The following is a 24,620-nucleotide window of genomic DNA, read 5'->3' on the forward strand; positions in this document are numbered from 1 at the left end:
AGGGGATGCCGCGGGCCGGCAAATACTTGCCTTGACATTGATTGCTTATGCAAATATTATAGTGATCATGACGGACGGTTCGCCTTCCGAGGCCAATTTTTACAGTGTCGAGCGGTACAGCGCGCAAGACAGCATCGGCTATTTGATGCGCATGGTGCTGGCTCGCGCCGGTCAGGCGATCGACCGCCGCTTGGCCCAGCATGGTTTGACCCATGCGCAATGGGTGCCCTTGATTCGCATCCGCACATGCCAGACGCCCACGCTGGCCGAGTTGGCGCGGTCGATGGACGTGGATCCCGGGGCCATGACGCGGATGATCGATCGGCTCGAAGCCAAAGGTTTGTGCCGTCGCGTGCGCTCCACCGAGGATCGGCGCGTGGTGCACTTGCAGCTCACGGCCGAGGGTGAGCGTCTGGCCGACGCAGTTCGGCCGGTGTTGGTGGAGGTGATGAATCGCTTGCTGGCCGGCTTTTCGCCGCAGGAATTCGAGACGCTGAAGCGGTTGTTGAACCGTATGCTCGCCAACGCGCAAGCCCTGCAGTAGGGGCCGGTGGCGCAGGGTGAGGCCTTTTGTTCGCCGATATAGTTGCCTATGCAAACAAAGCCCATGCAAGTTTTGAAGCGGCCCCGGGCTCGCCCCTGGGGGGCCGGGGCGGCGCTGTGGAGTGCCGCCGTCTTGGTGGCATGCGCCAGCCCGGCCGGGATCGAGCCCAGCGCTCGGCTGGTGCAGGCCGAGGCCTTGGGGGTGCCTGAGGAGGGCGCGAGGGCGGCGCTGTCGGATCGCTGGTGGCAGGACCTGGGCGATGCGGCGCTGGACGGCTTGGTGGCCCGTGCGATCGAGGGCCACCCGAGCCTGGGCATGGCGCGCGCCCGTCTGCGCGGCGCCTGGGCGGCGGCCCAAGCGGCGGATGCGGCTGGCGAGCCGCAGCTGCAAGCCGGCTTGGAGGCAACGCGCCAGCGGTATACCGACCATGGCATGGTGCCGCCACCGCTGGCCGGCTCGATGGCCACCAGCGCCACGCTGCAGCTCAGCGGCGCGTGGGAGATCGATTTCTTCGGCCGACACCGTGCAGCGCTGCAAGCGGCATTGGGGCAGGTGCGTGCGGCGCAGGCCGAAGCAGCGGCCGCGCAGCTGTTGCTGACCTCGCAGGTGGCGCAGACCTATGTGCAGCTGGCCCGTTTGCTGGCGCAGCAGGAGGTGGCACAACGGGCCTTGGCGCAGCGAGAGACGGTGTTGCAGCTGATTCGGCAGCGTGTGGCGGTGGGGCTGGACAGCCAGGTCGAATTGGCTCAGGGCGAAGCGGCCTTGCCCGAGATGCGGCAGCAGATCGAAGCCTTGGACGAGCAGATCGCCCAGACGCGCCATGCCTTGGCGGCGCTGACGGTGCAGCCGCCCGAGGCGCTGGCCCGGCTGGCCCCGCGTCTGCAGGCGTTGCGAGAGCCGGTCGTGCCCAGCGTGATTCCTGCGGACTGGCTGGGGCGCCGGCCCGATCTGCAGGCCGCGCGCGAGCGGGTGGAGGCGGCCGTGCAGGAGGTGGCCGTGGCGCGGGCGCAGTTCTATCCCAATGTCAATTTGGTGGCCTTTGCCGGGGTGGCGTCGCTGGGGCTGGACCGCTTGCTGCAAGCCGGCAGCGCGCAGTACGGCATCGGTCCGGCCGTTCGATTGCCGATCCTGGACGGCGGGCGCTTGCGGGCACAGTTGCGCGGCAAGACCGCCGAGCTGGATGCCGCCGTCGAGGCGTACAACGCGGCCTTGCTGGAAGCGCTGCGCGAGACGGCCGACCAGATCACGGCGCTGGGCGCGATCCAGCGGCAACAGGCCCAGCAGCGCCAGGCACAACTGGCCGCCGAGACGGCATTCGAGCTGGCTGTGCAGCGCTACCGCGCCGGGCTGGGCACCTTGCTGACGGTGCTGTCTGCCGAAACCCATGTGTTGACGCAGCGCCGGCTTGCGGCCGATCTGCAAGCGCGAGCACTGAGCGCGCGCATTGCTTTGGCTCGCGCCCTGGGCGGAGGCTATCACGCCCCTGCGGCCGCACGATCAGCCGACGCATCCGGCGGCGCCGAGGCGCCGCCGCCGGGGGCCTCACGCTGAAACGGGCGTGTTCTTCCTCGCTGCAACTCTTTCATTCAGGACTCATCTCGATGAACGCGACACACGAAGAAGCACCTGCCGCACCGGTGGGTCGTGGCCCAGCCCGCCGGCGTGGGCTGATGGCGGTGGCCCTGGCGGTGGCGCTGGCCGGCGTGGCCTGGGCCGGCTACGACATGGCCGTGGCCAGCCGCTACGAAAGCACCGACAACGCTTATGTGCAAGGCGATCTGGTGCAGATCACGCCGCAAGTGGCCGGCACCGTGCTGGCCATCCATGCGGAGGACACCGAGATGGTGCGTGCAGGCCAGCCGCTGGTGGACTTGGATCCGGCGGACATGCGGGTGGCGCTGGAGCAGGCCGAAGCCCAGCTGGCGCAGACGGTGCGTGAAGTGCGCATGCTCTTTGCCAACGATGCGGCGCTGCAAGCGCAGATGGCTTTGCGCGAGGCCGAACTGGCGCGTGCTCGCACAGAGCTGGCCCGTGTCCAGCAGGACATGGACCGCCGCATGCCGCTGGTGGTCACCGGCGCCGTGGGCAAGGAGGAATTCGAGCATGCCCAGGCGCAGGCCCAGGCCGCACACAGTGCGATGCTGGCGGCGCAGGCCGCGCTGAACGCGGCGCGCCAGCAGTGGCAGGCCAATCGGGCCTTGACCGAAGGCACCGACGTGGCCTCGCATCCCACGGTGCAACGCGCCGCTGCCCGTGTCCGCGAGGCCTATCTCGCCTACAAACGGACGCAGCTGGTCTCGCCGGTGGACGGATATGTCGCCAAGCGCAGCGTGCAACCGGGGCAACGGGTGCAGCCGGGGGCTGCCTTGATGACCGTGGTGCCGCTGGCTCGGGTGTGGGTGGAGGCGAATTTCAAGGAAGGCCAGCTGCGGCGGCTGCGTCTGGGCCAGCCCGTCACGTTGGTGTCCGACGTGTATGGCAGCCAGGTGTCGTATCACGGCAGGATTGCCGGTCTGGGGGCGGGCACCGGGGCGGCGTTTTCGCTGCTGCCGGCTCAAAACGCGACGGGCAACTGGATCAAGGTGGTCCAGCGGGTGCCGGTGCGCATCGTGCTCGACCCGCAGGAGCTGGCCCAGCACCCCTTGCGCGTGGGTCTGTCGATGGAGGCCACGGTGGATGTCTCCAAGCAGGACGGCCCCATGCTCGCACAGGCCGTGCGCCGTGAGCCGGTGGCTCGCACCGCGGTGTTCGACGAGGTGGAGGCGCAGGCGCAGGCCGAGGTGGAGCGCATCATCGGCCAGCAGCTCGGATCGGCCCGCCGCAGCGCAGGCCACACCTCCGGGGCGCATTCCTGATGCCTGGCCAAGCCCCCATGGATCGAGCGTCCCCCACCCCACCAGCTGCGCCTGCGCCGCTGTCTGGCGGCGCGCTGGTGCTGGGCACGGTCGCGCTGTCGCTGGCGACCTTCATGAATGTGCTGGATTCCTCGATCGCCAACGTCTCTTTGCCGGCCATTGCCGGCGATCTGGGCGTCAGCCCCAGTCAGGGCACGTGGGTGATCACCAGCTTTGGTGTGGCCAATGCGATTTCGGTGCCGTTGACGGGCTGGCTCACGCAGCGTTTGGGCGCGGTGCGCCTGTTCACCGCCAGCGTGTTGCTGTTCGTGCTGGCCTCGTGGTTGTGCGGCTTTGCGCCGTCATTGGAATGGTTGATCGCCTGTCGGGTGCTGCAAGGGCTGGTGGCCGGGCCCATGATTCCTTTGTCGCAGACGCTGCTGCTGTCGAGCTACCCTGCGGCGCGCTCGGGCATGGCCTTGGCGATGTGGTCCATGACCACCTTGGTGGCACCGGTGATGGGACCGCTGCTGGGCGGATGGATCACCGACAACCTGTCCTGGCCCTGGATTTTCTACATCAACGTGCCGGTGGGGCTGGCTGCTGCGGCGGTGACGTGGCGCTTGTACGCCCGCCGCGAAACGCCCACGCGCAAGCTGCCCATCGACGGCATCGGTCTGGCGCTCATCGTGCTATGGGTCGGGGCCCTGCAATTGATGCTGGACAAAGGCAAGGAGTTGGATTGGTTTGCCTCGCCGCAGATCGTCTGGCTGGCTGCAGTGTCGGTCGTCGGGTTGGCGGTGTTTCTGGTGTGGGAGCTCACCGCCGAGCATCCCGTGGTGGATTTGCGCCTGTTCGCGCGGCGCAACTTCATGTTGGGGTCGATCACCTTGGCCGTGGCCTACGCGCTGTTCTTCGGCAATGTGGTGCTGCTGCCATTGTGGTTGCAGCAATTCATGGGCTACACCGCCACGGCCGCCGGGATGGCGCTGGCCCCGGTGGGGGTGCTGGCGATCGTCTTGTCGCCCTGGGTGGGCCGCAACGTGGGCAAGATCGACCCGCGCCGGCTGGCCAGCGTGTCCTTCTTGCTGTTCGGCTTGGTGCTGTGGATGCGTTCGCATTTCACCACGCAGACGGACCCGTGGCACATCATCGTGCCCACCCTCATCCAAGGTGCGGCCGTGGCGTTCTTCTTCATTCCGCTCAATGCCATCGTGCTGTCCGGGCTCGGGCCGGATCGCATTCCGTCGGCGTCGGGCCTGAGCAATTTCGCGCGCATCACCGCCGGCGCGATGGGCACCTCCATCGCAACGACTTTGTGGGACCACCGCGCCGCGCTGCATCATGCCCATTTGGTCGAGCAGCTCACGCCGGACCATCCTGCCTATATCGAGGCCGTGGGCCGGATGAGCGAGGCCGGGCTCAGCCCGGCACAGATCGCGCTGCAGCTGAACCGATGGGTCGACCAGCAGGCCTACACCCGCGCCGCCGATGACATCTTCTACGGCTCGGCGTTGCTCTTTCTGGGGCTGCTGGCGCTGCTGTGGTGGACGCGGCCGGTGCGACGCTCGGGTGGCACGGCGCCCGTGGGCGATGCGGCGCATTGAGCCGCGCGCGCGGCAGGAGACGCCACCTTGGGCATCAAGGTCCCTGGAGTCTGCCGCCTCGACCCACCGGCCCTTGGGCTTTTTGCGGCACATACTGCCGTGCGGCGATCACGAGCTTGTTGTAGGCGTCCAGAAAAGCGGCTGCGACGATCTTGCCCTGTGGCGTTGCGGCATAAGCGTTGATGCCGCCGATGAGGCCACCCAACAAGCCCACGCCCATGCCCAGATCGTAGTTTTTCGCGCTGCCTTGGGCCGCGATGATTTGTGCGCCACTGGCGTTGTCCAGCAACAGCAGGGTTGTCGATGCGCCCAGCGCCTGGACTTGGGCGGAGGTGTCCACCTTGTTGGAACCCCGGCCGAACAAGCCTCCCAACCCGGTGCTCAACGCAAAGCCTGAGGGTTCGGCAAACGTCACCGAAGGCACGAGGGTGTAATCGGCGGCCAGCAAGGTGCCACCGGCCTGTGGCGGCGGCTCGGCCTGGCCGCTGTGCGGTGGCCTGGACCCGTCGGACCGACGGGTCAGGCCTGCCTGGTTGAGCTGCCGCTCGAAGTCCACGTTGTTGTAGGCGCGCCCGCGCTCGACGACGATGAAGCAGTTGGACTGTTGCACGATCATGCGCACGATGGGCACATAGGGGTCGCCGGTGTCGGTCAAGCCCACGGTGCCCAGCGGCTCGGCACAGCGTTGCAGTGGCTCGGCCGCGGCGATCGCCTTTGCACCGCCAGCGGCGCCTTGGGTCATGGGATCGTCGCCACCCAGGACGGGGGAGGTCGAGCATCCGGTCGCAAGCATTGCGAGGGTCAGCGCGATGACCGCCCGCCGCGCGCTGGCTGCCACAGGGCGGCAGCCCCGGTCCGTGAGATTGGGCGATTCCTTCATGGATGCGTACTCGAGTGGATGCGTACCTGAGCAGGCCTCCCCTCTGGACGCCGTCGAGGCGCCCAGAGGAGGGGGATCACGGCTTGAAGTTGGGCTTCACACAGCAGCCGCTGACCACCAGTTTGGCATCGAGCACCGCCGAATCATCCTGAACCTGGAAGCTCAATCGGCAGCCATCGAGCCAAGAGGGTTGCACGGGAATCGTCAGTGTCTTGACGCTGCCTGCTGCCACCGGGAAGGTGGTGTAGATGGGCTGTGAATACAGCACGGTCCCGTTCTTCCAGATCGAAATGGCATCGTTGCCAGCGTCTGCACTGCTGTTCGATAGACCATTGAGCAGCGCCTTGACCTTGACTTCCAGCTTGGCCTTGTACACCTCGCAGCACTTGTTTTGCTTGCACCCATCCCATTGGAAGGTGTGCCGAACATGCCGGTTGGGCGTGGTGCCGTTGAAGTTGGGCTCGATCCACTGCGCCCCCGGCGTGCTGGGAAAGTCTGGGGCGTAGGGCGTGGCTGCATTGGGAGGCGGTGCCTTGAGCACGATGGTCTTCGGGCACGGTTTCTTGGCGTCACCGTGAAGATCGGGCCCGGCTTGGCGCTCCTCGATCTCATCGGGCATGGGCAGCGGCTGATCGCCCGGTGCGGCCAAGCGCTGCGCGGGCGCCGGCGGATGTTCCACCTCGGCCGGGACGTTGCGCTCCTCGATGGGGGCTTTGCCTGGCATCGGCGCGGCCATGGGCCCCGGCATGGGGCGAGTGCCGGGCAGCTGCGGCGCAGTCGGGGCTTGCCCATGTGCGACGGTTGCGCTGCCCAGCGCGAAGAAAACGGCCCAAGCCAAGCGGTTGTTCGCGTTCAGCAAGCGTGTCACCATGGCGGCGGTTCTCCTCGATCGTGGCGTGTCGCTCAGCACGTGCTGGTCTTCGGGTCACCGGGTTTGGTCGGCCCGCATCCGCCGGGTGGGACCGGCTGGCCCGGTTGGGTGCCGACCACGCCGCGCCGGATATCCTTTTTCTCAATGCCGCGCAAATGCTCGCCACCGGAAGGCTGTCCGGGATTGGCGCTGCGCTCTTCGATCTGCTCGGGGTTCTGAGGGACCACTGCCGGGCTCGATTTGGTCTTGATGGTGATGTGGCTCGGCTGTGCACCGGGCGCCGTCCAGGTGGGCGTCGACGTCGGCGTTCCGGAGGGCTGCCCCGGATTGGTGGGCATGGGTTTCTGCTCGGCCCAGGTGCTGCCCGCAGCCAGGGCGAAAGCGATGGCACTGGCGAGGAGGGATGGCTGAATACGCATGATGGATCTCCTTCAGTCTCGTGGTGGATGGAAGTGACCTCGTGGCAGCTGCGCGTTCGGTCACTCTTTTGTCGTGGGCCGCGAGATGATTTTTCAATCCTCGTCCATCCGGCCCGAGCCAGGCGTCAATGCCGATGGGTCGCGGGCCACTGGAGCAAGCCGCAGCCGCTGGCGTCATCCCGCCCGGCCGGCGGCAAGTCGATCGCCTCGGCGCACAGATCCGATGCGTGGGTGCTTTGTCCCCGTGCGGCGCGCATGGCCAGCGCCGCCGTCACGAACGGCGCGGCAAAGGACGTGCCGGTGAAATAGCGGCCGCCCCCCACGGGCAGCCACAGGTCCACGCCGGGGGCGGCCATCGCAATGTGAGGGCCGCGGGTGCCGCCGCGCCAGGGCTTGGCATCGGCATCGACCGCTGCAACGGCCACCACGCCGGGGTGGCTGGCCGGAAACGGCGCTGGCCCCTCGGGCCCGCGGTTGCCGCCGGCGGCAACGAAACCCCGCACCTTGGGCAATACGCGCTGCACGACGCGGCCGAGCACGGCATCGGCCGTGGTGCCCAGGCTCATGTGCACCAGATCCACCCGTCGGCTGACCAACACATCCAGCGCTCGCGCGACGGTGTAGGTGTTGCTCACCGTGCGGCCGGCGCGGTCGGTGGCCAGCACGGCGGCAAACAGCAGATGCGCGCCGCGCGCCAATCCTGGAGCCCCGGTCTCGGGGGCGCAGGCCAGCAGACACGCCACGGCGGTGGCGTGTTCGGCTCCCGACGGGGTTTCGGCCATCGGAAATAGGGTGAGACTGGCGACATCCAGGCCGAGCGTGGGATCGGGAATGCCGTCGACGATGCCGATACGCACTGCGGCCTCGAGCCGCGGCGGCTCATCCGGCGCGGCGATGAGCCGTGTGGCATAGCGCACGGGCTGGCGGCCGCTTGCGGTCGGCGCTTCTTGGGCCGTGTACTGGCGGTGGCGGTCGAATACCGCATCAGGATAGCGTTCGCGCAGCTGTTGCAGCACCGTCTGCGTTCGATCGGGCGCGACCTCCAGGAGGAGCAGCGCCAAATCCAGCGTCTCCAGGCGCTGGGCGAGGACCCGCTCGGCCCTGACCATGGCAGCCACGGTGTTCGGATCGGGCATGGCATCGGCATCGAAAACGCCGACGATCTGGCCGGGCAGGCTGGATTCGTCCTGCGCCGCGGCTGAGCGCGCGCTGAGCGTGCGCCACAAGGCCCCGATGTCCAGCTGGATGCCGATGCCGCCATGGGAGCCACTGCGAGGCCCGGGCTCGGGCATGCCGGGCTGTGCCCCGGCCGCCGTGGCCAGCAAAACCACCGAGGCCGCGGCGATGCGACGCAACGAGCGCACGGCCTTCATGGCGCGGGCTGCACGTCGAGCACGATGGGGTTGGAGGCCAAGCGATCGAGCTTGCTGGGGGTCGGGTCGGTCATGCGGATGCGCCACAGCCCCAAGGCGCCCGGGCCGCCGATGACTTCGCCGTCCACCGCTTGCAGGGCCGCGCGCATGGCCGACAACGTGGCGTCATCGCGAAAGCGCACGTGCCACTGCGTTGGCGACCCCGGTTCGGAGGAGGCCGCTTGACCCAGCGGCTCGACCACCGTGGGGGGCTCGAGCCATTGAGGAGCCCAGACCAGCATCAGGAGGGCCGCCACAGCCGCGCCCAGGCCAAAAGAGCTCGCGGGCATCCAAGCGCGCTGCCATGCCTGCCGCAGGCGTGCCCAGCGCTGGGGCTGGCCTTGCGCGCGCGCTTGCTTCAGGCGGCGCTCGATACCCCGGAAATGGGCCTCGGGGTCGAACCCAGGGGGATCGACGTCGAGCACCGAGCGCAGCGCCGCATCGAGGGTGTCGTGGCCCTCATGAGGGTCTGGGGTGCTGCGCTGCGTGGAAGGAAGGGGATGCTCGCTCATGCCTTTGAGTCGTGGGCAGCTGGCGCGGATTTCATTCGCCTTGCGCACATTCACGCAGTTTGCGCCGCCCGTGGTGGATGCGGGTGGCGACCGTTCCCGGCGCCACCGCTTGGATACACGCGATTTCCGCGACCGTCAAACCTTCGACCACGGCCAAGTAGAGGGCTTCTCGTTGATCGGGATTGAGCTTTTCGAAGCACGCCAGCAATCGTTCGACGTCTTGCCGACGCATGGCGAGATCCTCGGGGTCGGCAGCGATGCCGAGGTTTTGCGCGTCCGGCCCCTCGTCCTCCAGGGACACGGTCGGGCTGCTATGCCGCCGCCGCAGCCGATCCAAGGCCTTGTGCCGCACGATCCCCAACATCCAGGTGCGCACGCGTGAGGCCCCACCGAAGCGGTGCGCTTGCTGCCACACATCGCAAAAGGCATCGGCGACCGCCTCCTCGGCCTCGGCCACGTCATTCAGCATGCGCCAGGCAAAGCGAACGGCTGCTGCGGCATGGCGGCGGTGCAATTCTCGCAAGGCCGCATGATCGCCGCGGGCCACGGCAGCCAGCAATTGCTCGTCGGTGAGGGCAGAACCGTCGCGTTCGGGCATGTCCGATGCGTACAACGCTGTCGATCAGCGCTGGGCCTCGTCCAGGAGGCGGCGGATCACGCCTCCTCGGCCAGCGGCACGAGGCATCTCCAACGGGTGATGTCGACGATCGGTCGCGGCGATCGTGGTCACGCCGAATCGGCTCGATCGGGGGAACCCAAGGGGCCAGGAGCGCGTAGGCGCCGCCCCATCGGCGATGCGTTCATCCATCGTTGCCATGCGCGAGGCTGAGGCCGGCTTGGTCGAGCCAGCTGGGTGCAATCCGGGCGGATTCTACAGTCCACGGCCGCGCTTGGGGCCGGCCGACTGGCCCCATGGCCTCGCTGGCCCCGACGGGCCGATGGGCCGGCGCACTCACAGCCCGCGCCACTACAGTTTCACTGGCCGGACATATCCGGTCATTTCCAGGTAGCCTTGACCGAGACGGCGGCCGTGCATGTCGCGCAGTTCGCTGAGGCCCTCCCAATAGATGGTGCCGGTGGTGGCGCGGCTGTCGAGCTCTTGGGCGTCGAGCCGGCTGAGGATCAGGAAGCGGCCCACCGGCGTCTGCAGCGTCCATTCCACCGGGTAGCGGGCCTGGGTGGCGGGGCTCACCCAGAGGCGCCCGGGCTGGAAGCCCACTTCATCCGGCCCGAAGCTGCGCACCGCCTGGCCGGGCGCGCGCCAACTGCCCCCTGCCCACAGCGGGCGGCCGTCGCGTCGGCGCAGCTGGAAGGCCGTGAGCGCGGCCCCATCGTCCAGGTTCATGCCCACCCAGTCCCAGCCGACCGCGTCCGGGGGCATCAAGGCCTCGCTCCATTCATGATCCAGCCAGGCGCGGCCGCGCACCACATGCTCGCGCTGTAGCAGCCGCAGCCGGCCCTGCACGGCCATCTGCGGATGGCTGTAGTAATGACTGGCTTGCGCCGGATCGGGGCCCTTGCGCGAGTAGCCGGCCTGGCCTTGGAGCAACACGGGCTGGGTTTGGGCGATGTCCAGCCTCAGGGCAAAGTCGCGCGAGGCCAACCGTGCACGGTACACACTGGCGTGGATCGGCCCGTCACGCTGCAAGGTCCAGTCGCGCAGGCGCAGGTCGGTGTCGGCCGTGGCGGCTTGTGCCACGCCGAAGCCTTCCCGGGCGATGCGCTGGTCGTGTCGCAGCCGCCCGTGGGCCAGATCGGTGAGCGCCACATGGGCGAAGATGAGCTGGCGCGGGGTGAAGGCGCTGGGGTTGTCGTCTGCGCGGTCATTGCGGCTGCGGAAAAAGGTGATCTGGAATCCCCAGGGCAGGGCCTGAGTTTCGTCCTCCAGGGCGCCGGTGATGTACCACCATTCCGTGCGGTACTGGGGATGGGCGCCATGGTCGCGCGGGAAGTGCAGCCGGGTGTGTGGGTGGACCGTTGCGTGGGCTGCGGCCAAGATGGGGGGCAGCCCGAGCCCGGCGGCCAGCAGGGTGCGGCGTCGCATCACCAGTCCTCCTTGACTGCCAACACCGCATCGTGCCGGGTGGCCGCTTGGCCGCTGAGGGCGGCCGTCAGCGCGCCGGCGGCCGTCATCGCGGCGGCCAGCATGAGCAGTCGTTCCCACGGGGGTTGCAGCTCCATGGTCCAGTGGAAGCTTTGTGGGTTGACCACATAGACCAAGATCACACTGACGGCCAGCCCCAGCGCCAGACCCAGCAAGGCCCCGGCGCCGCTCCAGACCAGGCCTTCACCGGCGACGATGCCCAACACCTGCCTGCGGGTGAACCCCAGATGTCGTAACACACCGAATTCCTTGCGCCGCGCCAGCACCTGGGCCGAGAAGCTGGCGGCCACCCCGGACAGGCCAATGACGATGGCCACGGTCTGCAGCCACGAGGTCACGGCAAAGCTGCGATCGAAGATGCGCAGCGAGGCTGCCCGAATCTCATGCGGTTGCGCGAATTCGATCAGCGACGGGTCGGGCGCCAGCCTGCGGATGGCGGCCTGCACCTCAGCGACCGAGGCGCCGTCCTCCAGCCACAGGGCCAGGTCGTTGACGCGAGCATCGCCGCTGATGCGCTGGAACTCGGCGCCGTCGATCACCACGCTGCCATGCTGCCGGGCGTAATCGCGCCAGACGCCGCGCACCCAGGTGGGCAGGGGCGCTTGGCCATCGATCAGCGGCAAGGCCAGCACCTGGCCGGGCCGCATGTCGTACAGCGCCACGATCGCTTCGCTGACGTAGCTGGAGACCATGCCTGGACGCGGCGGCAGCAAGGCGCCAGTCAGTGGCAGGGCGGGCACCGGCTCGGACAGAGGGCGGGCGATCAAGGCCACGGGCGGGCGCGCGGGATCGAGCTGCAGCCTCAGCACCCGCAAGGTGTCGAGCTGGCGGATGCCCGGCAGGCGGCGTACCGCGGCCACGAAGTCCGGTTCCAGAAAGGCCGTGTCGGCCGCGGCAGCGCTGACGGCGGTGCGGACATAGAGATCGGCCGGCAGGACCGCATCGAGCCAGTCCGACACCGAGGCGCGAAAACTGGCCACCATGGTGGTCAAGGCCACGGCCAGGCTGAGGCTGGCCACCACGCCGGCCACGGCGACGGTGGCTGCGTGGCCTTGGTGATGCGCCCGTCGCAAGACCAACAGCAGCCCGGGGTGACGCCAGCGACCTGTCGGCACGGCAAGGGCCAGTGCGCGGATCACCGTCGGAATGCAGACGATCCCACCCATCAGCACGGCCGCCACGGCCAGGTAGGCCATCAGCGGCAAGCCGTCCACCGGGGGCAGCAGCGCAAGCAGCGCCCCCAGGGCCAGCAGCCCCAGTCCCACCAGGGGGTGGGCATGCATGCGAGTGCTGGGCCCCAGACCTTTGAGGGCCTCGGCCGGCGCCAGGCGCTGCGCCAGGCGCGCCGGCCGCCAGCCGCCGATCAAGGCCGCGGCCATGCCCAGGCTGGCATAGACCAGGGCGGCAGGCGTGGACCAGCGCAGCCGAGGGGCCACGCCAGGGAAAAATCCGCCGCCCAAGTCACCTGCCAGCCAGGTCAACGCACCTTGCGCCAGCGCGGTCCCCAGGGCCAGTCCGAGCACGCTGCCCAGGCCGCCCAGCACGGCGGCTTCGGTCAGCACCAGGCGCAGCCGCTGGCCTGCATCCAGCCCCAGCACACCCAGCAGCGCCAATTGCGGCACGCGCTGGGCCACCGACAGCGACATCACCGAAAACACCAGGAAGGCCCCGGTGAACAGAGCCACCAGGGCCAGCACGGTGAGATTGACCCGATAGGCCCGTGAGACATTGGACAGGCGCTGCGAGGCCTGCTCGGGGGTGTGCACCAAGATGTCCGGCGGCAGGTCGAGCTTGCTTCGCACCAGGTCCCAGGTGACGCCGGGCTGCAAGCGCAGGTCGATGCGGTTGAGCCGGCCGAGCAGCCCGAAATGCCATTGGACGGCCGCGATGTCGGCCACGGCCAGCGGTGGCCCCGGCGCCGCGATCTCGCCTACCACCGTGTAGCGACGCCAGTTCAACCCGCTTTGGATCTCGACGCTGTCGCCGATGCTCACGCCCAAGGCTTCACGCGCGCGGGCATTGAGCGATAGGCTGTCGGGGGCCAGCAGCGCCAAGCGGTCCACACCGTCGGCCAGCTGCACGGCCAGCGCGGGGGCGAGCTCGGGCGCGACCAGCGGGTCCAGACCGATCAGCCGCAACTCCATGCGACGGCCGTGGCGGTCGCGGGCATGCGCGGACAGCTCGATCGCCGCGCTGGCGCGGGCCACGCCGGGAAGGTGCACGAGCGTTTCGTACACGGACTCCTCGAACCCGCCACGCACGGCGCGCAATTCCACATCAGGCTCGCCCTGGATCGAGCGCACGGCCGCGCTGAACTCGCTCAGGGCGGACTCATGGATCAGGTGCACCGCAAAAGCCAAGGCCACGCCCAGCATGACCGCCACGGCGGCCATGCCATGGCGCCACGGATGGTGACGCCACTGCGGCCAGGACCAGCGGGCCCACCAACGCAAGCAGCTCATGGGGGTGGGATCGGCAAGGGGCATGTCGCGTTCGGGGTGCCATCGACGGAGGCGCGGGCCGGCGCACGCGCATCATGCACCGGCTCGACTGGGCATGGCCCCGACGGGGGGCCCAAGTCCCCCCTCATTTCAGGGGGGTGATCCTAGGGGGCTTCCCGAATGTCCGTAAAGCATGCGAGGATAAAAATCTTTCGTTTCAGGGGGGGCTGGCCATGACCTCTCCTCGCCATGAGGCGTCGGGCAGCGAAGCTGCGGATTGGCAATGGGATCGGTGGCATCGAGTTTTGCTGTCGTGGGGTCTGTGGCCTTCGGTGGCCGTGCTGGTGTCGCTGGCCTGGTTGTTGGCCGCCCTGATCACCGTGGCGGTGATCGGCTTGCTGGGGCAGGGCTCGTGGCGCTTGGGTTTGGTCATCGCCACGGCCTGCGTGTGGGTGTCGGCCCCGCCCATGGTGTATGTGATATTGCGCCAGGTGTTCCGTTTGGAGCAATTGCGTCAACGTCTGCAGGCCCTGGCCGTCACCGATGATCTGACCGGCTGCTACAACCGTCGGTACTTCTGGGACCGTATCGAGCAGGAGTGGGCGCGTGCGCATCGGCACGGACTGCCGCTGGCGGTGTTGCTGATCGATGTGGACGATTTCAAGCGCATCAACGATGCCCACGGCCATCATGCGGGCGACTTGATGCTGCAGGCGCTGGTGCGGGCATGCGGCGCGTCCTTGCGCAGCACCGATGTGCTGGCGCGTTACGGTGGCGAGGAGCTTGCGGTCTTGCTCCCGCAAACGAATTTGTCGGGGGCTTTGGCCATGGCCGAGCGCATCCGCGCTGCATTGCAGCAGGTGCGTATCGATTGGCAGGGCCAATCGGTGGGGGCCACGGTCAGCGTCGGCGTGGCCGCCTTGCATGACTCGCATGCGAATGTCCAAGCCATGGTCCACGATGCCGATGTGGCGCTTTACGAGGCCAAGCGTGCCGGGCGCAACCGTGTGCACGGCGCCCCGATGCCCGGGGCCTGCGCTGCGCTGACTCAGTCGGCGGCGATCGGCACGCTGTAATGCGCATCGCCCAGCAGGTCGATGCCGCAAGACAGGTCCTGCACCCATTCGATGAATTCACGCACCGCCGCCCCGGCCATGGGCGCGCCATGTTGCGGCACGATCATCTCGATGTCCAGCGTGCGCGCCATGCGGGCCCACAAGCGCAACACCTTGTTCGACACCATGTAGCGGCGGTGGAAACTTTCCATGGCCGGGATGTGGCCGCTCAGCGAGGTGACCGGGCGGCGCGGGTCGACTTGGCGCCCCATCGAGGCGCCCAAGTCGCCAGAGAACAGAATGCGGCTGACCGGGTCGTAAAACTGGAAGTTGCCCTCGGCGTGCAGGAAGTGCGCCGGCAGGGCCCACAGTTCGCTGCGTCCGACCCGGATGCGCAGCCCCGCATCCGGAATGCCGATCACCCGGCCGGCTGTTTTGCCGGGCTTGCAAAAGTGCGGCACGAAGCGCTCCCACACGCGCGAGATGTACACCGGCGCGGTGGTGGCCGTCATCCAGCGGTCCAAGGAGGCGATGATGTCCGGATCGGCATGCGAGGCCAGAATGGCCGACAGCTGGTGGGGGGGAAAGTGCCGCGTCATGCCCAAGTAAAGCTCGCTGTAGGCCAGGTTACCGCCCGGGTCGATGATCGCGCCGGTGTCGTCATCGACGATCAAGAACTGGTTGGCCTGCACCGCCTCGCCGTGTTCGACGGAGGTGTCGCAGAACATCAGGCACTGATGGCCCTTGTGGTGGTATAGCTCGAAGGACATGGTTCGGCTCGCAGCGGCACGGGAGGCGATGAGCGCGAACTCTAGGGGGCTTGCCTGTCAGCGGGCTTGATGTGAATCAACCCGTGCGGGGGCGGCCCGCCTGGCGGGCAGGCTCAGCGCACACTGCGCAGCCCCTGGGGGGTGAGCTGGTAGACCGCGTCGGCGTGGGCTGCGGCCGCCTGGGAATGGGTCACCATCACACAGGCCGCGCCATGCCGGCGCACCTGAGCGGCCAGGGCCTGCAACACGCGCTCGGCGGTGTCGGGGTCGAGATTGCCCGAGGGCTCGTCGGCCAGCAACAGCGCCGGCCGATGCACCAGCGCGCGAGCGATGGCCACGCGCTGCAACTGGCCGCCGGACAGCTGCTCGGGCAAACGCTGCGCCACGGCCAGCAAACCGACCTCGGCCAAGACCTCCTGCACGCGCGCCGGATCGTCACGGCCAAGCAGCAGCAGGGGCAAGGCCACGTTGTCGGCCACGCTCAAGTGCGGCAGCACGTGGAACGCCTGGAAGACGAAGCCCAGATGCGCTCGCCGCAGCCTGGCGCGGGCCGCCTCGTCCAGCCCGGCCAAGTCCTGCCCGAGCAGCTCGACGCGACCGGCCGTGGGCTCATCGAGCCCGGCCAGGCAGTTCAGCAGCGTGGACTTGCCCACGCCGGACTCTCCCAGCAAGGCGATGAAGCGGCCGCGCGGCAGTTCCAGATCCACGCCTTCGAAGACACCCGTCTGGCCGAAGCGCTTGGCCAGCCCTTGCACCCGCAGCACGGGCCCGGGGGGGCTCATGCCCACTCCTGGGCCCAGGCCTGGGCTCGCCGCACCACGTGGTCCAGGGCATCGGTGCGATCGCAGGCCACGGTCTCGCGCCAAGGCATGCTGCGCAGCCAGGTGAGTTGGCGCTTGGCCAGTTGCCGGGTGGCGGCGATGCCGCGCTCGGCCAGCGTGTCGGGGGGATGCAAGCCGTCGAGCATTTCCCACACTTGCCGGTAGCCGACGCAGCGCATCGATGGCTGGGCCAGGCTCAGATCGCCGCGCGCACGCAAGGCGCGCACTTCGTCGATGAAGCCGGCGGCCAGCATGGCATGGAAGCGCTCGGCGATACGCCGGTGCAGCCAGGTGCGGTCCGTGGGCTCCAGGGCGATGAGTCGGGGGCGCTCTCGTGCAGCCGGGCTGGTGCGGCCGGTGTGCCACTGCGACAACGGCCGGCCGCTCAGCTCCCACACCTCCAGCGCGCGCTGGATGCGCTGGCTGTCGTTGGGCGACAGCCGCGCGGCGGTGACCGGATCGACCCGGGCCAACTCGGCATGCAGGGCCGGCCAGCCGCACTGCGCCGCACGCGCGTCGATGCGCGCGCGCACCTGCGCATCGGCCGCCGGCAGCGCATCCATCCCGTCGAACAGGGCCTTGAAATAAAGCAAGGTGCCGCCGACCAACACCGGCAGCCGCCCGCGTGATCGGATCTCGTTCACCAGTCGGGTCGCGTCGGCGACGAACTGCGCGGCGCTATAGGCTTCGGTGGGGTCGATCAGGTCGATCAGATGGTGCGGCACCGCAGCGCGCTCGGCCGCGCTGGGTTTGGCCGTGCCGATGTCCATGCCGCGGTAAACCAGGGCCGAGTCCACACTGATGATCTCGATCGGCAAGACCCGCGCCAGTGCGAGTGCGGCGGCGGTTTTGCCCGAGGCGGTTGGCCCGGCCAGGCACAAATAGGGAACACTCATCGGACCGTATTGTCCAAGGCTGGCGAACGCGCGGTGGGCTTCGCCTGCCCCCACCGGCCCACTCCCAGCCAGGCCGCAGCGGCCAGCGCGAAACACCACGCGGCCATGGTCAGTGCCAGAGGATAGACCGTGCCATTGTGGCTCCAACCCATCCAGTAGCCCATGCCGAAGGCCAAGGCCATGCTGAGAAAACCCGACAAGGCCGTGGCTGCCCCGGCACGGGTGGGGAACGGCCCGACCGCGCCCATCTGAGCGCAGGGCTGGTGGATGCCATGCGCAAAGGTGTAGACGAAGGCTGGCATCATCAAGGCCAACGGGTGATGCACCCCGGCCAGCGCCAAAGCGGCCATCGCCGTTCCTGCGGCCACGGAGATGAAAGCGGCCCAGCGGATCGATCCCACCAAGCCGAGCCGCGGCACGAGGCGGCGGCAGGTGGCCGAGCCGATCAGGAAACCCGAGGTCACGATGGCGAAGGCGACCCCATATTCGCGTCGCGACAGGCCCAAGACATCGACCATCACGAACGACGACCCCGCAATGAAGCAAAACAGCCCGGCATAGGTGAAGCTGGACACCGCGGTGTAGGCCCAAAAGCTGGGGTGGCTCAGCACCACGCGCCAGCTGTGCCACATCGGGCGCCAGCGCAGGGCATGCGGATTGGGGTGCCGCAGGGTTTCGGGCAGCCGCAGCGCGATGACGGCCAAGCCGGTCGCACCGAACAGCGTGAGCACGCCGAAAGCTCCCCGCCAGCCCAGTGTGGTTTCCAGGTAGCCGCCCAGGATGGGGCCGCTGACCGGCAGCAAGCCCATCCAGGTGGCCGCGCGCGCCATCACATGGGCGCCTTGGGCCGGGTCGTACAGATCACGCAGCATCGCGCGGGCGCACACGACGCAGGCCGCCATGCCCAGGCCCTGGGCGGCCCGGCACGCGATCAGCCAGGCGATGGTCGGCGACACCAAGGCCGCAGCGCTGGCCAGCGTGTACAAGGACAATCCGGCCAGCAGCACTGGGCGGCGGCCGAAGCGGTCGGCCACCGGGCCGAGCACGAGCTGGCCGAAGCCAAAGCTGATCACGAGCACGCTCAGCGTGAGCTGCACCTTGGTCAGTGGCACACCGAAGACCTGCGGCAGCGAGGGCAGAGAAGGCAGGTACAAATCGGTGGACACCGGCTGGGTGCCCAGCAAGAGCATCAGAGCGAGCACGACCACACCGGTCGACGGCGAGGCAGGCTGGGAGGGAAGGGTGGTGGCCGACACCATGCGAAGGTCCCCGGTTGGCAAGCCGCCCGAGGGTAGCAGACCTGGGGCTTTCCCGAGGCTCGATCACATTTGTAAACAGACTGGGCATGGGCCGGGGGCGAAATGGGCAATTTCCATCGCACAATGTCGCGGCATGGCAGCGCCATGCAGGTGCTGCCCGACCTGTCTTGACATCATTCATGAATGAGCGAAGGAGTCCTTCATGTCCCGTTTCATCCGTGCCGTTGCGCTGACCGTGTCGCTGTCCATGGGCACCTTGGCGCTGGCGCAACCGGGCCAGCTCACGCTGATCACGACCGAACAGATCGCACGGCAGGGGCTCTCGCCGGCCGGTTCGGATGCGGGCGCGGCCTCGCGTGAGCGGCTGATGGCCGAGCTCGACCGTCCCGAGTTGCAGGCCAAGCTGCAGGACTGGGGCGTCAGCCCCGAGCAAGCGCGCGCCCGTGTGCAGGCTTTGACCGACGAGGAGGCTCAGCAGCTGGTGGCCCGCATCGACCAGGCGCCGGCCGGCGCCGGCGATGTGCTGGGCGCGATCGTCTTCATCTTCGTGCTGCTGCTGGTCACCGACATCTTGGGGTTGACCAAGGTCTTCCCCTTCACCCGTTCGGTGCGTTGAGCCGCCGCCTGTCGCGTCGCGGCTGGCTGGCGGGCGCGGCGCTGAGCGTCCTGGGTGCGAGCGGCTGCGCGAGCCAGACGGCGGCTTTGCGCGCCGGGGCTGCGGTCGGCCTGCCACGGCGTGCCGAGCTCGAGCAGGTGCCGTTTTTCCCCCAAAGCGGGCCGAATCTGTGTGGCCCGGAAACCCTGGCCACGGTGCTGCAGGCCGAGGGCTTTGCGCAGACCCCGGCCGATCTGGTGCCCCTGGTGTACCTGCCAGGCCGCCACGGCTCGCTGCAGGTCGAAATGCTGGCCGCCGCACGGCGCTGTGGCGCGGTGGCGGTGCGTTTGCCTGCGAGTTTGCGCGCCTTGTGCGAGGAAATCGCAGGCGGCCGAGCGGCCGTGGTGCTGCAAAACCTGGGCTTGAGTGTGGCGCCGCTGTGGCACTATGCCGTGGCCGTGGGCTATGACTTGGACGAGGGCTGGATGGTCCTGCGCTCGGGCGCACAGCGCCGCCAGCGGTTGGCCATGCGCACTTTCGAACACACCTGGGCGCGTTCGCAGTATTGGGCCTTCGTGACCGTGGCGCCAGGCCGCCTGCCGCGCACGGCCAGCGAAGACGAGATCGTGCGCGCCATGCTCGCGTTCGAGCGGGTGGCGTCGCCCGAGGCGGCCGTGCGAGCCTATGCGGCGGCGCAGACCCGCTGGCCTGACAACCTCACGCTGGCCATGGGCCTAGGCAATAGCCTGTATGCCGCCGGCCGCAAGACCGACGCGGCGCGGGCTTTCGAAGCTGCGGCGCGGGCCCATGCCAGTGCAGCCGCTTGGGTCAACCTGGGCGTGGTCGCACTGGATCTGGGGCAGCCCCAGCGGGCCTTGGCGGCCGCGCGCGAAGCCTTGGCGCTGGGGGGGCCTTGGGCCGAGCAGGCGCGGGCCTTGCTCGACCGTGTACAGGCGTCGCAGCCTTGAGCCTGGCGACCGCACCCGTGAAAGCCATTGACGTCCTCGTCGGTGCTGAACTGATCGTGCTGGGTGGGTTCGTGTCGTTTCGTGGACTGTCCTACACCCAACACGAAACCGTCTTTCAACTCGGCCAACTCAAGGCCGAGGTGCGCAAGGAACAGCGCATTCCTTCATGGGCCGGCGCAGGTGGCGATCGCCGCCGGCGTGGTGCTGGTGGTCATCGGCCTGCGCCGATGAACCGACGGGGGGTCAGAACCGCTCGTGCGGCCCCAAGTACCGCCATTGGCCCAGCGGCAGGGCCCCCAGCGTGACCTGGCCGATGCGGATGCGTTTGAGCCCCACGACTTTCAGGCCCACCAACTCGCACATGCGTCGGATTTGGCGCTTGCGTCCCTCGCGCAGCACGACGCGCAGCTGATGTTCGTTCTGCCAGCTCACCTGGGCGGGCCGCAGCGGACGGCCATCGAGGCTGAGGCCGTGGCGCAGCAAGGCCAGCCGCTCCGGCGGCACGGTGTGCGAGGGCGGGCCCTTGCTGCGGGCATCCATGTGTTCCACGCGGACCAAGTATTCCTTCTCCACCTCGGAGTCCGCGCCGATCAGCCAACGCGCGATGCGGCCGTCTTGCGTAAACACGAGCAGACCGGTGGAGTCGATGTCCAGCCGGCCAGCGGGTGCCAGCTTGCGCAGCTGATGGGCGCCGAAGCGCCACGGGCTGCGGTCCTGGCGCCAATGGTTTTCGGGGGTGAGGAGCGCCACGGCCGGTTCATGGCCGTCTTCGGCCTGACCGCTCACATAGCCGATCGGCTTGTTCAGCAACATGGTGACGCGCCGGCCCTGCTCGTGCCGGGCGGCCGGGTCCACCTCGATGCGCTGATGCGGCAGCACGCGCGCGCCCAGGGTGTCGATCACCTGACCGTCCACGCGCACCCAGCCGCGTTCGATCCACAGGTCGGCCTCGCGGCGCGAGGCCAATCCCAGTGCGCTCATGCGCTTGGACAGGCGCTCGCCTGCCGGCGCGATGGCGGCCGTCGGGGGCTGGGCCGGCGCCGGCGCGTGCCGGCGGGGGGCTTCAGGGGTGGCGAGTGAGGACTTGCGGGGCACGGATGGCTTGGGGCGGGACTTCATGGCGCGAACGGGGTGGCAGAGGGGATTGGACCATGTCTGGCGCCTGCTGCAACCCGAATAGTTCTTGCAAGGCGGCGCGATACGCGTCCCGACCGAGGGCGCTGGCGTTGTGATGGCTGGCGCCTTCGACCAGCAGCCAGCGTTTGGGCGGTGGCGCGCGCTCGTAGAGCCGATGGCCCAAGGCCGGGGGAATGAAGCGATCGGCGCTGCCGTGCACCACCAGCACCGGGGCTCGGACCCGCTGGATGTGTTCGCCGGCTTCGAAGCGCTGCGTCAGCAGGGGCCCCACGGGCAGCCAGCCCCAGCGGAAGGTACTGACCACGTCGCGAATCGAAGGAAAGCTGGCCTCCACGATCAAGCCCGCCGCATCGTCCACCTGCGAGGCCAAGTGCGTGGCGATCGCTCCGCCCAGTGAATGGCCGTAAATGAAGCGCCGGGCATCGCGATGTCGATGCGCCAGCCAGTCCCAAGCGGCACGGGCGTCTTCGTAGGCCAGGCGCTCCGAAGGCAGCTCGCCGGAACTCTGCCCGAAGCCGCGATAGTCGATGCCCAACACCGCAAAGCCCAGGCCATGCAGGCGGCGCATGCGTGCAGCGCTGCTGCGCACATCCCAGCGGGCGCCATGCAGGTACAGCAAGATCGGCGCGTCTGACCGATCCTGTGGCAACCACAGGGCATGCAGCCGGGCGCGTTGGCCGTCCAGGCGCGAGTCGAACTCGATCCAGCGCTCTTCCAAGCCTTCGGCGGCTTGGGCGGCGCCGCGCCAGCTTGCTTGGCTGGGCTGGAAGATCCAGCGACGCTGCTGGGTGTCGAGCACCGCGCAGCCCACCAACAGCGCTGCTGCGGCAAGAAAGACGAGCCCCCACCGAACGATACGTTGCAAGCCGATCATGGCTCGGGAGCGATCCGCCCGGCCCACGAAAGTTCACCGACCGCGCAAAAACAGCGCATCCAACTCCCGCAGCGTGAGCTGTCGCCAGGTCGGGCGGCCATGATTGCACTGGTCGGCCCGCTCGGTGCGCTCCATGTCGCGCAGCAAGGCGTTCATCTCGTCCAGCGTGAGGCGACGGTTGGCACGCACGGCGCCGTGGCAAGCCATGGTGGCCAACAATTCATGCTGCGCCCGCTCGATCACATTGCTGGCCTCGTACTGCGCCAGCTCGGCCAGCACGCTGCGGGCCAGCTCCACCACGTTCGCGTCGGTCAGGGCCGTGGGGCATGAACGTACCGCCAGTGTGGTGGGCGACAGCGGCGTGATTTCCAGCCCGAGGGTGAGCAAGGCGTCTTGACAGGCTTCGGCCGTGGCCACTTCTTGGGGCGTGGCGGCGAAGGTGGCTGGAATCAGCAGCGGCTGTGACTCGATGCGCTGATGGCGCAAATGCTGCTTGAGCCGCTCGTAGACGATGCGTTCATGGGCCGCATGCATGTCCACGATCACCAGACCTTGGGCATTTTCGGCCAGCACATAGACGCCTCCCACCTGGGCGATGGCCCGACCCAGGGGCCAGCTCTCGGGATCCCAGGCCGGCTCGGCCGCAGGCTGGGGTTCGGCCGGCGCCGATGGCCGACGCAGCCAGCCGGCCGGCGGCTCTTGCGCGAACAGCGTGGCGGCCTGCTCCAGCGCCAGCTGGGCTTGCGCGGGCGCCGGTCGGCTCCAGCCTGGGGCCGACCCTGTCGGCCGCGCCGATGGTGCTGGTGCGGCAACGGCGGGCGCCGGGGGGGCGAGGCCCACGCAGGCAGCACCGTGCACCGCCTCGGCGCGTGACGGCGCCAAAGCGTTTTCCACGGCGTGACGCACGGCTTGGTGGACTTCGCGCGCATCGCGGAACCGCACCTCGATTTTGGTCGGGTGCACGTTCACGTCCACCCGATCCGGGGCGATTTCGAGAAACAGCACATAGCTGGGCTGCCGCGAACCATGCAGCACGTCTTCATAGGCTGAGCGCACGCCGTGGGCGAGCAACTTGTCGCGCACGTAACGGCCGTTGACATAGGCGTACTGCAAGTCCGAGCGCGAGCGGGCCGCATCGGGCAAGCCCGCACGGCCGAACAGGCGCAGCGGGCCGATGCGGGCCTCCACCGCTCGGCTTTGGGCGAAGAAATCCTCGCCCAGCACCTCGCGCAGCCGTTGTTCCCCGCTGCCGCGGCGCCACTGCGCCACCAGCTTGCCTTCGTGCCAAACGGCAAAGCTCACATCCGGCCGGGCCAGGGCATGGCGGCGCACGGCTTCCAGGCAATGCGCCAGCTCGGTGGCTTCGGTCTTGAGGAATTTGCGCCGCGCCGGCGTGTTGAAGAAGAGCTCGCGCACCTCCACCGTGGTGCCCACGCCGCGCGCGGCCGGGCTCAGTTCGCCCGAGCGGGCATCCAGCCGGTGGGCGTGGGCAGCCTCGGGCGGGCGGCTGCACAGGGCGACTTCGGCCACCGAGGCGATGGCCGCCAGCGCCTCGCCTCGGAAGCCCATGGTCTGCACCTGCTCCAGCTCGGCCAGCGAGGCGATCTTGCTGGTGGCATGGCGGCGCAGCGCCAGCGGCATTTCGTCGGCTGGCATGCCCTGGCCGTTGTCTTCGACGACGATGGCGCGCACCCCTCCGCCGGCCAACTTCACCGTCACCTCGGTGGCGCCGGCATCCAAGGCGTTGTCCACCAGCTCACGCACCACCGACGCGGGCCGCTCGACCACTTCGCCAGCGGCGATCTGGCTGACCAACTCGTCGGGCAGTTCGCGGATGGGCCGACGCGGGGCAAGAGTGGGAGCATTCATTCACGGGGATTGTAGGTCGGCGCTCCGTCGGGACCCTGCCCGGCGGGGATAATCCCGCCCCATGGACTGGATCGCCTTCCTGATCGACTTCATCCTGAACGTGGACCACCATCTGGCCCGCTTCGTGGATGCCTATGGGCCTTGGGTGTATGCCCTGCTGTTTGCCATCGTCTTCGTGGAAACCGGGCTGGTGGTCATGCCCTTCCTGCCCGGCGATTCCCTGCTGTTCGTGGTGGGCACGATGTGTGGAGCCGGCTTGATGGACATCCGGCTGTCCATCGGCCTGCTGCTGGTGGCCGCGATCGCGGGCGACCAGGTCAATTACTCCATCGGCCGCTACTTCGGCCCCAAGGTGTTCCAGTGGGAGCAGTCGCGCTTTTTCAACAAACGTGCCTTCAACCAGGCGCATGAGTTCTACGAGCGCTATGGCGGCATCACCATCATCCTGGCGCGCTTCCTGCCATTCGTGCGCACCTTCGCGCCCTTCGTGGCCGGCGTGGCCGACATGAATCGGGCCAAGTTCACGCTGTATAACGTGGTGGGTGCCGTGCTGTGGGTGGTCGGCATCACGCTGGCGGGCTATTTCTTCGGCAACCTCAGCTTCGTCCAGAACAACCTGGAAAAGATCATCTGGGCGCTGATCGTCGTGCCGGGCGTGGTTGCCATGTATGGGGCGTGGAAGGCCAAACGTGCGGCACCCTGAGGACCATCTGCGGCTGTGTTGCGGCCAGTGCAAGGGCCGGGCCTTCGGC

General features: G+C 68.5%; 23 protein-coding genes. 8 read left to right on the top strand and 15 right to left on the bottom strand.

The window, feature by feature from the left end:
- Positions 1-31 precede the first annotated feature (31 nt).
- From F615_RS0102210 to F615_RS0102225, 4 genes are all read left to right on the top strand, one after another.
- Positions 32-544 carry a MarR family winged helix-turn-helix transcriptional regulator gene (locus F615_RS0102210; RefSeq protein ID WP_245558308.1) on the top strand — a complete coding sequence of 171 codons (513 nt, stop codon included), beginning with the start codon at positions 32-34 and terminating at the stop codon, positions 542-544.
- Positions 545-607: 63 nt separating this feature from the next.
- Entirely contained in the window at positions 608-2,095 is a 1,488-nt protein-coding gene (locus tag F615_RS0102215) for an efflux transporter outer membrane subunit (RefSeq protein WP_019559541.1), read from the top strand.
- A 50-nt stretch (positions 2,096-2,145) separates the two neighbouring features.
- Positions 2,146-3,399, top strand: a complete 1,254-nt coding sequence (locus F615_RS17590; protein WP_051090167.1) for an HlyD family secretion protein — start codon at positions 2,146-2,148, stop codon at positions 3,397-3,399.
- A gap of 17 nt (positions 3,400-3,416) precedes the next feature.
- Positions 3,417-4,985, top strand: a complete 1,569-nt coding sequence (locus F615_RS0102225) for a DHA2 family efflux MFS transporter permease subunit (protein ID WP_083932370.1) — start codon at positions 3,417-3,419, stop codon at positions 4,983-4,985.
- 34 nt (positions 4,986-5,019) lie between these two features.
- Here F615_RS0102225 and F615_RS17595 read toward each other — a convergent pair whose 3' ends face one another.
- The 8 genes from F615_RS17595 to F615_RS0102265 form a co-directional block, all read right to left on the bottom strand.
- Positions 5,020-5,727, bottom strand: a complete 708-nt coding sequence (locus tag F615_RS17595; RefSeq protein ID WP_019559544.1) for a hypothetical protein — start codon at positions 5,725-5,727, stop codon at positions 5,020-5,022.
- Positions 5,728-5,941: 214 nt separating this feature from the next.
- On the bottom strand, positions 5,942-6,736 hold the full coding sequence (locus F615_RS0102235; protein WP_026329956.1) for a hypothetical protein: 795 nt from the start codon (positions 6,734-6,736) through the stop codon (positions 5,942-5,944).
- A 32-nt stretch (positions 6,737-6,768) separates the two neighbouring features.
- A complete protein-coding gene (locus F615_RS0102240) occupies positions 6,769-7,155 on the bottom strand; it encodes a hypothetical protein (RefSeq protein ID WP_019559545.1) in 387 nt (128 codons plus the stop codon).
- Positions 7,156-7,280: 125 nt separating this feature from the next.
- Entirely contained in the window at positions 7,281-8,528 is a 1,248-nt protein-coding gene (locus F615_RS19295) for a S8 family serine peptidase (RefSeq protein WP_051090168.1), read from the bottom strand.
- Positions 8,525-9,079, bottom strand: coding sequence for a hypothetical protein (locus F615_RS0102250; protein ID WP_019559546.1), 555 nt, complete (start codon positions 9,077-9,079; stop codon positions 8,525-8,527). Before F615_RS0102250 ends, F615_RS19295 begins: the two co-directional genes overlap by 4 nt.
- A gap of 31 nt (positions 9,080-9,110) precedes the next feature.
- Entirely contained in the window at positions 9,111-9,677 is a 567-nt protein-coding gene (locus F615_RS0102255; RefSeq protein WP_019559547.1) for an RNA polymerase sigma factor, read from the bottom strand.
- 369 nt (positions 9,678-10,046) lie between these two features.
- On the bottom strand, positions 10,047-11,123 hold the full coding sequence (locus F615_RS0102260) for a lipocalin-like domain-containing protein (RefSeq protein ID WP_019559548.1): 1,077 nt from the start codon (positions 11,121-11,123) through the stop codon (positions 10,047-10,049).
- A complete protein-coding gene (locus F615_RS0102265; protein WP_019559549.1) occupies positions 11,123-13,645 on the bottom strand; it encodes an ABC transporter permease in 2,523 nt (840 codons plus the stop codon). The genes F615_RS0102260 and F615_RS0102265 overlap by 1 nt, the downstream gene beginning before the upstream one ends.
- Positions 13,646-13,857: 212 nt before the next feature.
- Here F615_RS0102265 and F615_RS19300 point away from each other — a divergent pair, with 212 nt between their 5' ends.
- Positions 13,858-14,700, top strand: a complete 843-nt coding sequence (locus F615_RS19300) for a GGDEF domain-containing protein (protein WP_019559550.1) — start codon at positions 13,858-13,860, stop codon at positions 14,698-14,700.
- On the opposite strand, the gene F615_RS0102275 is transcribed toward F615_RS19300, so the two are convergent.
- The 4 genes from F615_RS0102275 to F615_RS17610 form a co-directional block, all read right to left on the bottom strand.
- A complete protein-coding gene (locus F615_RS0102275) occupies positions 14,673-15,449 on the bottom strand; it encodes an oxygen-binding di-iron domain-containing protein (protein ID WP_019559551.1) in 777 nt (258 codons plus the stop codon). The two genes, F615_RS19300 and F615_RS0102275, sit on opposite strands and share 28 nt — an antisense overlap.
- 113 nt (positions 15,450-15,562) lie before the next feature.
- The gene (locus tag F615_RS0102280) at positions 15,563-16,231 is read right to left on the bottom strand and encodes an ABC transporter ATP-binding protein (RefSeq protein WP_019559552.1); all 669 of its coding nucleotides are present in this window, start codon (positions 16,229-16,231) and stop codon (positions 15,563-15,565) included.
- Positions 16,228-17,166 (bottom strand): tRNA (adenosine(37)-N6)-dimethylallyltransferase MiaA, encoded by a 939-nt coding sequence (miaA, locus tag F615_RS0102285; protein WP_019559553.1) that lies wholly within the window; start codon positions 17,164-17,166, stop codon positions 16,228-16,230. The genes F615_RS0102280 and miaA overlap by 4 nt, the downstream gene beginning before the upstream one ends.
- Complete coding sequence (locus tag F615_RS17610) at positions 17,163-18,425, bottom strand: multidrug effflux MFS transporter (protein ID WP_019559554.1); 1,263 nt, start codon at positions 18,423-18,425, stop codon at positions 17,163-17,165. Before F615_RS17610 ends, miaA begins: the two co-directional genes overlap by 4 nt.
- A 202-nt stretch (positions 18,426-18,627) precedes the next feature.
- Between F615_RS17610 and F615_RS0102295 the strand changes: the two genes are divergently transcribed.
- Positions 18,628-19,041, top strand: coding sequence for a PA2779 family protein (locus F615_RS0102295; protein ID WP_019559555.1), 414 nt, complete (start codon positions 18,628-18,630; stop codon positions 19,039-19,041).
- Complete coding sequence (locus F615_RS0102300; RefSeq protein ID WP_019559556.1) at positions 19,038-19,988, top strand: PA2778 family cysteine peptidase; 951 nt, start codon at positions 19,038-19,040, stop codon at positions 19,986-19,988. The genes F615_RS0102295 and F615_RS0102300 overlap by 4 nt, the downstream gene beginning before the upstream one ends.
- Before the next feature lie 243 nt (positions 19,989-20,231).
- On the opposite strand, the gene F615_RS0102305 is transcribed toward F615_RS0102300, so the two are convergent.
- Genes F615_RS0102305 through mutL form a run of 3 tightly spaced genes read right to left on the bottom strand, consistent with a single transcriptional unit; the run spans position 20,232 to position 23,868 of the window.
- Complete coding sequence (locus tag F615_RS0102305) at positions 20,232-21,083, bottom strand: pseudouridine synthase (RefSeq protein ID WP_019559557.1); 852 nt, start codon at positions 21,081-21,083, stop codon at positions 20,232-20,234.
- Positions 21,052-21,999 carry an alpha/beta hydrolase gene (locus F615_RS0102310; RefSeq protein ID WP_019559558.1) on the bottom strand — a complete coding sequence of 316 codons (948 nt, stop codon included), beginning with the start codon at positions 21,997-21,999 and terminating at the stop codon, positions 21,052-21,054. The genes F615_RS0102305 and F615_RS0102310 overlap by 32 nt, the downstream gene beginning before the upstream one ends.
- A gap of 33 nt (positions 22,000-22,032) precedes the next feature.
- A complete protein-coding gene (gene mutL, locus F615_RS0102315) occupies positions 22,033-23,868 on the bottom strand; it encodes a DNA mismatch repair endonuclease MutL (protein ID WP_019559559.1) in 1,836 nt (611 codons plus the stop codon).
- Between the two features lie 61 nt (positions 23,869-23,929).
- On the opposite strand from mutL, the gene F615_RS0102320 reads away from it, so the two are divergent.
- Complete coding sequence (locus tag F615_RS0102320) at positions 23,930-24,571, top strand: DedA family protein (protein WP_019559560.1); 642 nt, start codon at positions 23,930-23,932, stop codon at positions 24,569-24,571.
- Positions 24,572-24,620 lie beyond the last annotated feature (49 nt).

Origin of the sequence: Caldimonas manganoxidans ATCC BAA-369 (genome assembly GCF_000381125.1) — a bacterium.
Taxonomy (GTDB): domain Bacteria; phylum Pseudomonadota; class Gammaproteobacteria; order Burkholderiales; family Burkholderiaceae_C; genus Caldimonas; species Caldimonas manganoxidans.

What these genes read in the sequence shown, in the direction of transcription:
- F615_RS0102215 (WP_019559541.1), top strand. Translation starts at nt 608, where the DNA reads ATGCAAGTTTTGAAGCGGCCCCGGGCTCGCCCCTGGGGGGCCGGGGCG.
- F615_RS17590 (WP_051090167.1), top strand. Translation starts at nt 2,146, where the DNA reads ATGAACGCGACACACGAAGAAGCACCTGCCGCACCGGTGGGTCGTGGC.
- F615_RS0102225 (WP_083932370.1), top strand. Translation starts at nt 3,417, where the DNA reads ATGGATCGAGCGTCCCCCACCCCACCAGCTGCGCCTGCGCCGCTGTCT.
- F615_RS17595 (WP_019559544.1), bottom strand. Translation starts at nt 5,727, where the DNA reads ATGACCCAAGGCGCCGCTGGCGGTGCAAAGGCGATCGCCGCGGCCGAG.
- F615_RS0102235 (WP_026329956.1), bottom strand. Translation starts at nt 6,736, where the DNA reads ATGGTGACACGCTTGCTGAACGCGAACAACCGCTTGGCTTGGGCCGTT.
- F615_RS0102240 (WP_019559545.1), bottom strand. Translation starts at nt 7,155, where the DNA reads ATGCGTATTCAGCCATCCCTCCTCGCCAGTGCCATCGCTTTCGCCCTG.
- F615_RS19295 (WP_051090168.1), bottom strand. Translation starts at nt 8,528, where the DNA reads ATGAAGGCCGTGCGCTCGTTGCGTCGCATCGCCGCGGCCTCGGTGGTT.
- F615_RS0102250 (WP_019559546.1), bottom strand. Translation starts at nt 9,079, where the DNA reads ATGAGCGAGCATCCCCTTCCTTCCACGCAGCGCAGCACCCCAGACCCT.
- F615_RS0102255 (WP_019559547.1), bottom strand. Translation starts at nt 9,677, where the DNA reads ATGCCCGAACGCGACGGTTCTGCCCTCACCGACGAGCAATTGCTGGCT.
- F615_RS0102260 (WP_019559548.1), bottom strand. Translation starts at nt 11,123, where the DNA reads ATGCGACGCCGCACCCTGCTGGCCGCCGGGCTCGGGCTGCCCCCCATC.
- F615_RS0102265 (WP_019559549.1), bottom strand. Translation starts at nt 13,645, where the DNA reads ATGAGCTGCTTGCGTTGGTGGGCCCGCTGGTCCTGGCCGCAGTGGCGT.
- F615_RS19300 (WP_019559550.1), top strand. Translation starts at nt 13,858, where the DNA reads ATGACCTCTCCTCGCCATGAGGCGTCGGGCAGCGAAGCTGCGGATTGG.
- F615_RS0102275 (WP_019559551.1), bottom strand. Translation starts at nt 15,449, where the DNA reads ATGTCCTTCGAGCTATACCACCACAAGGGCCATCAGTGCCTGATGTTC.
- F615_RS0102280 (WP_019559552.1), bottom strand. Translation starts at nt 16,231, where the DNA reads ATGAGCCCCCCCGGGCCCGTGCTGCGGGTGCAAGGGCTGGCCAAGCGC.
- miaA (WP_019559553.1), bottom strand. Translation starts at nt 17,166, where the DNA reads ATGAGTGTTCCCTATTTGTGCCTGGCCGGGCCAACCGCCTCGGGCAAA.
- F615_RS17610 (WP_019559554.1), bottom strand. Translation starts at nt 18,425, where the DNA reads ATGGTGTCGGCCACCACCCTTCCCTCCCAGCCTGCCTCGCCGTCGACC.
- F615_RS0102295 (WP_019559555.1), top strand. Translation starts at nt 18,628, where the DNA reads ATGTCCCGTTTCATCCGTGCCGTTGCGCTGACCGTGTCGCTGTCCATG.
- F615_RS0102310 (WP_019559558.1), bottom strand. Translation starts at nt 21,999, where the DNA reads ATGATCGGCTTGCAACGTATCGTTCGGTGGGGGCTCGTCTTTCTTGCC.
- mutL (WP_019559559.1), bottom strand. Translation starts at nt 23,868, where the DNA reads ATGAATGCTCCCACTCTTGCCCCGCGTCGGCCCATCCGCGAACTGCCC.
- F615_RS0102320 (WP_019559560.1), top strand. Translation starts at nt 23,930, where the DNA reads ATGGACTGGATCGCCTTCCTGATCGACTTCATCCTGAACGTGGACCAC.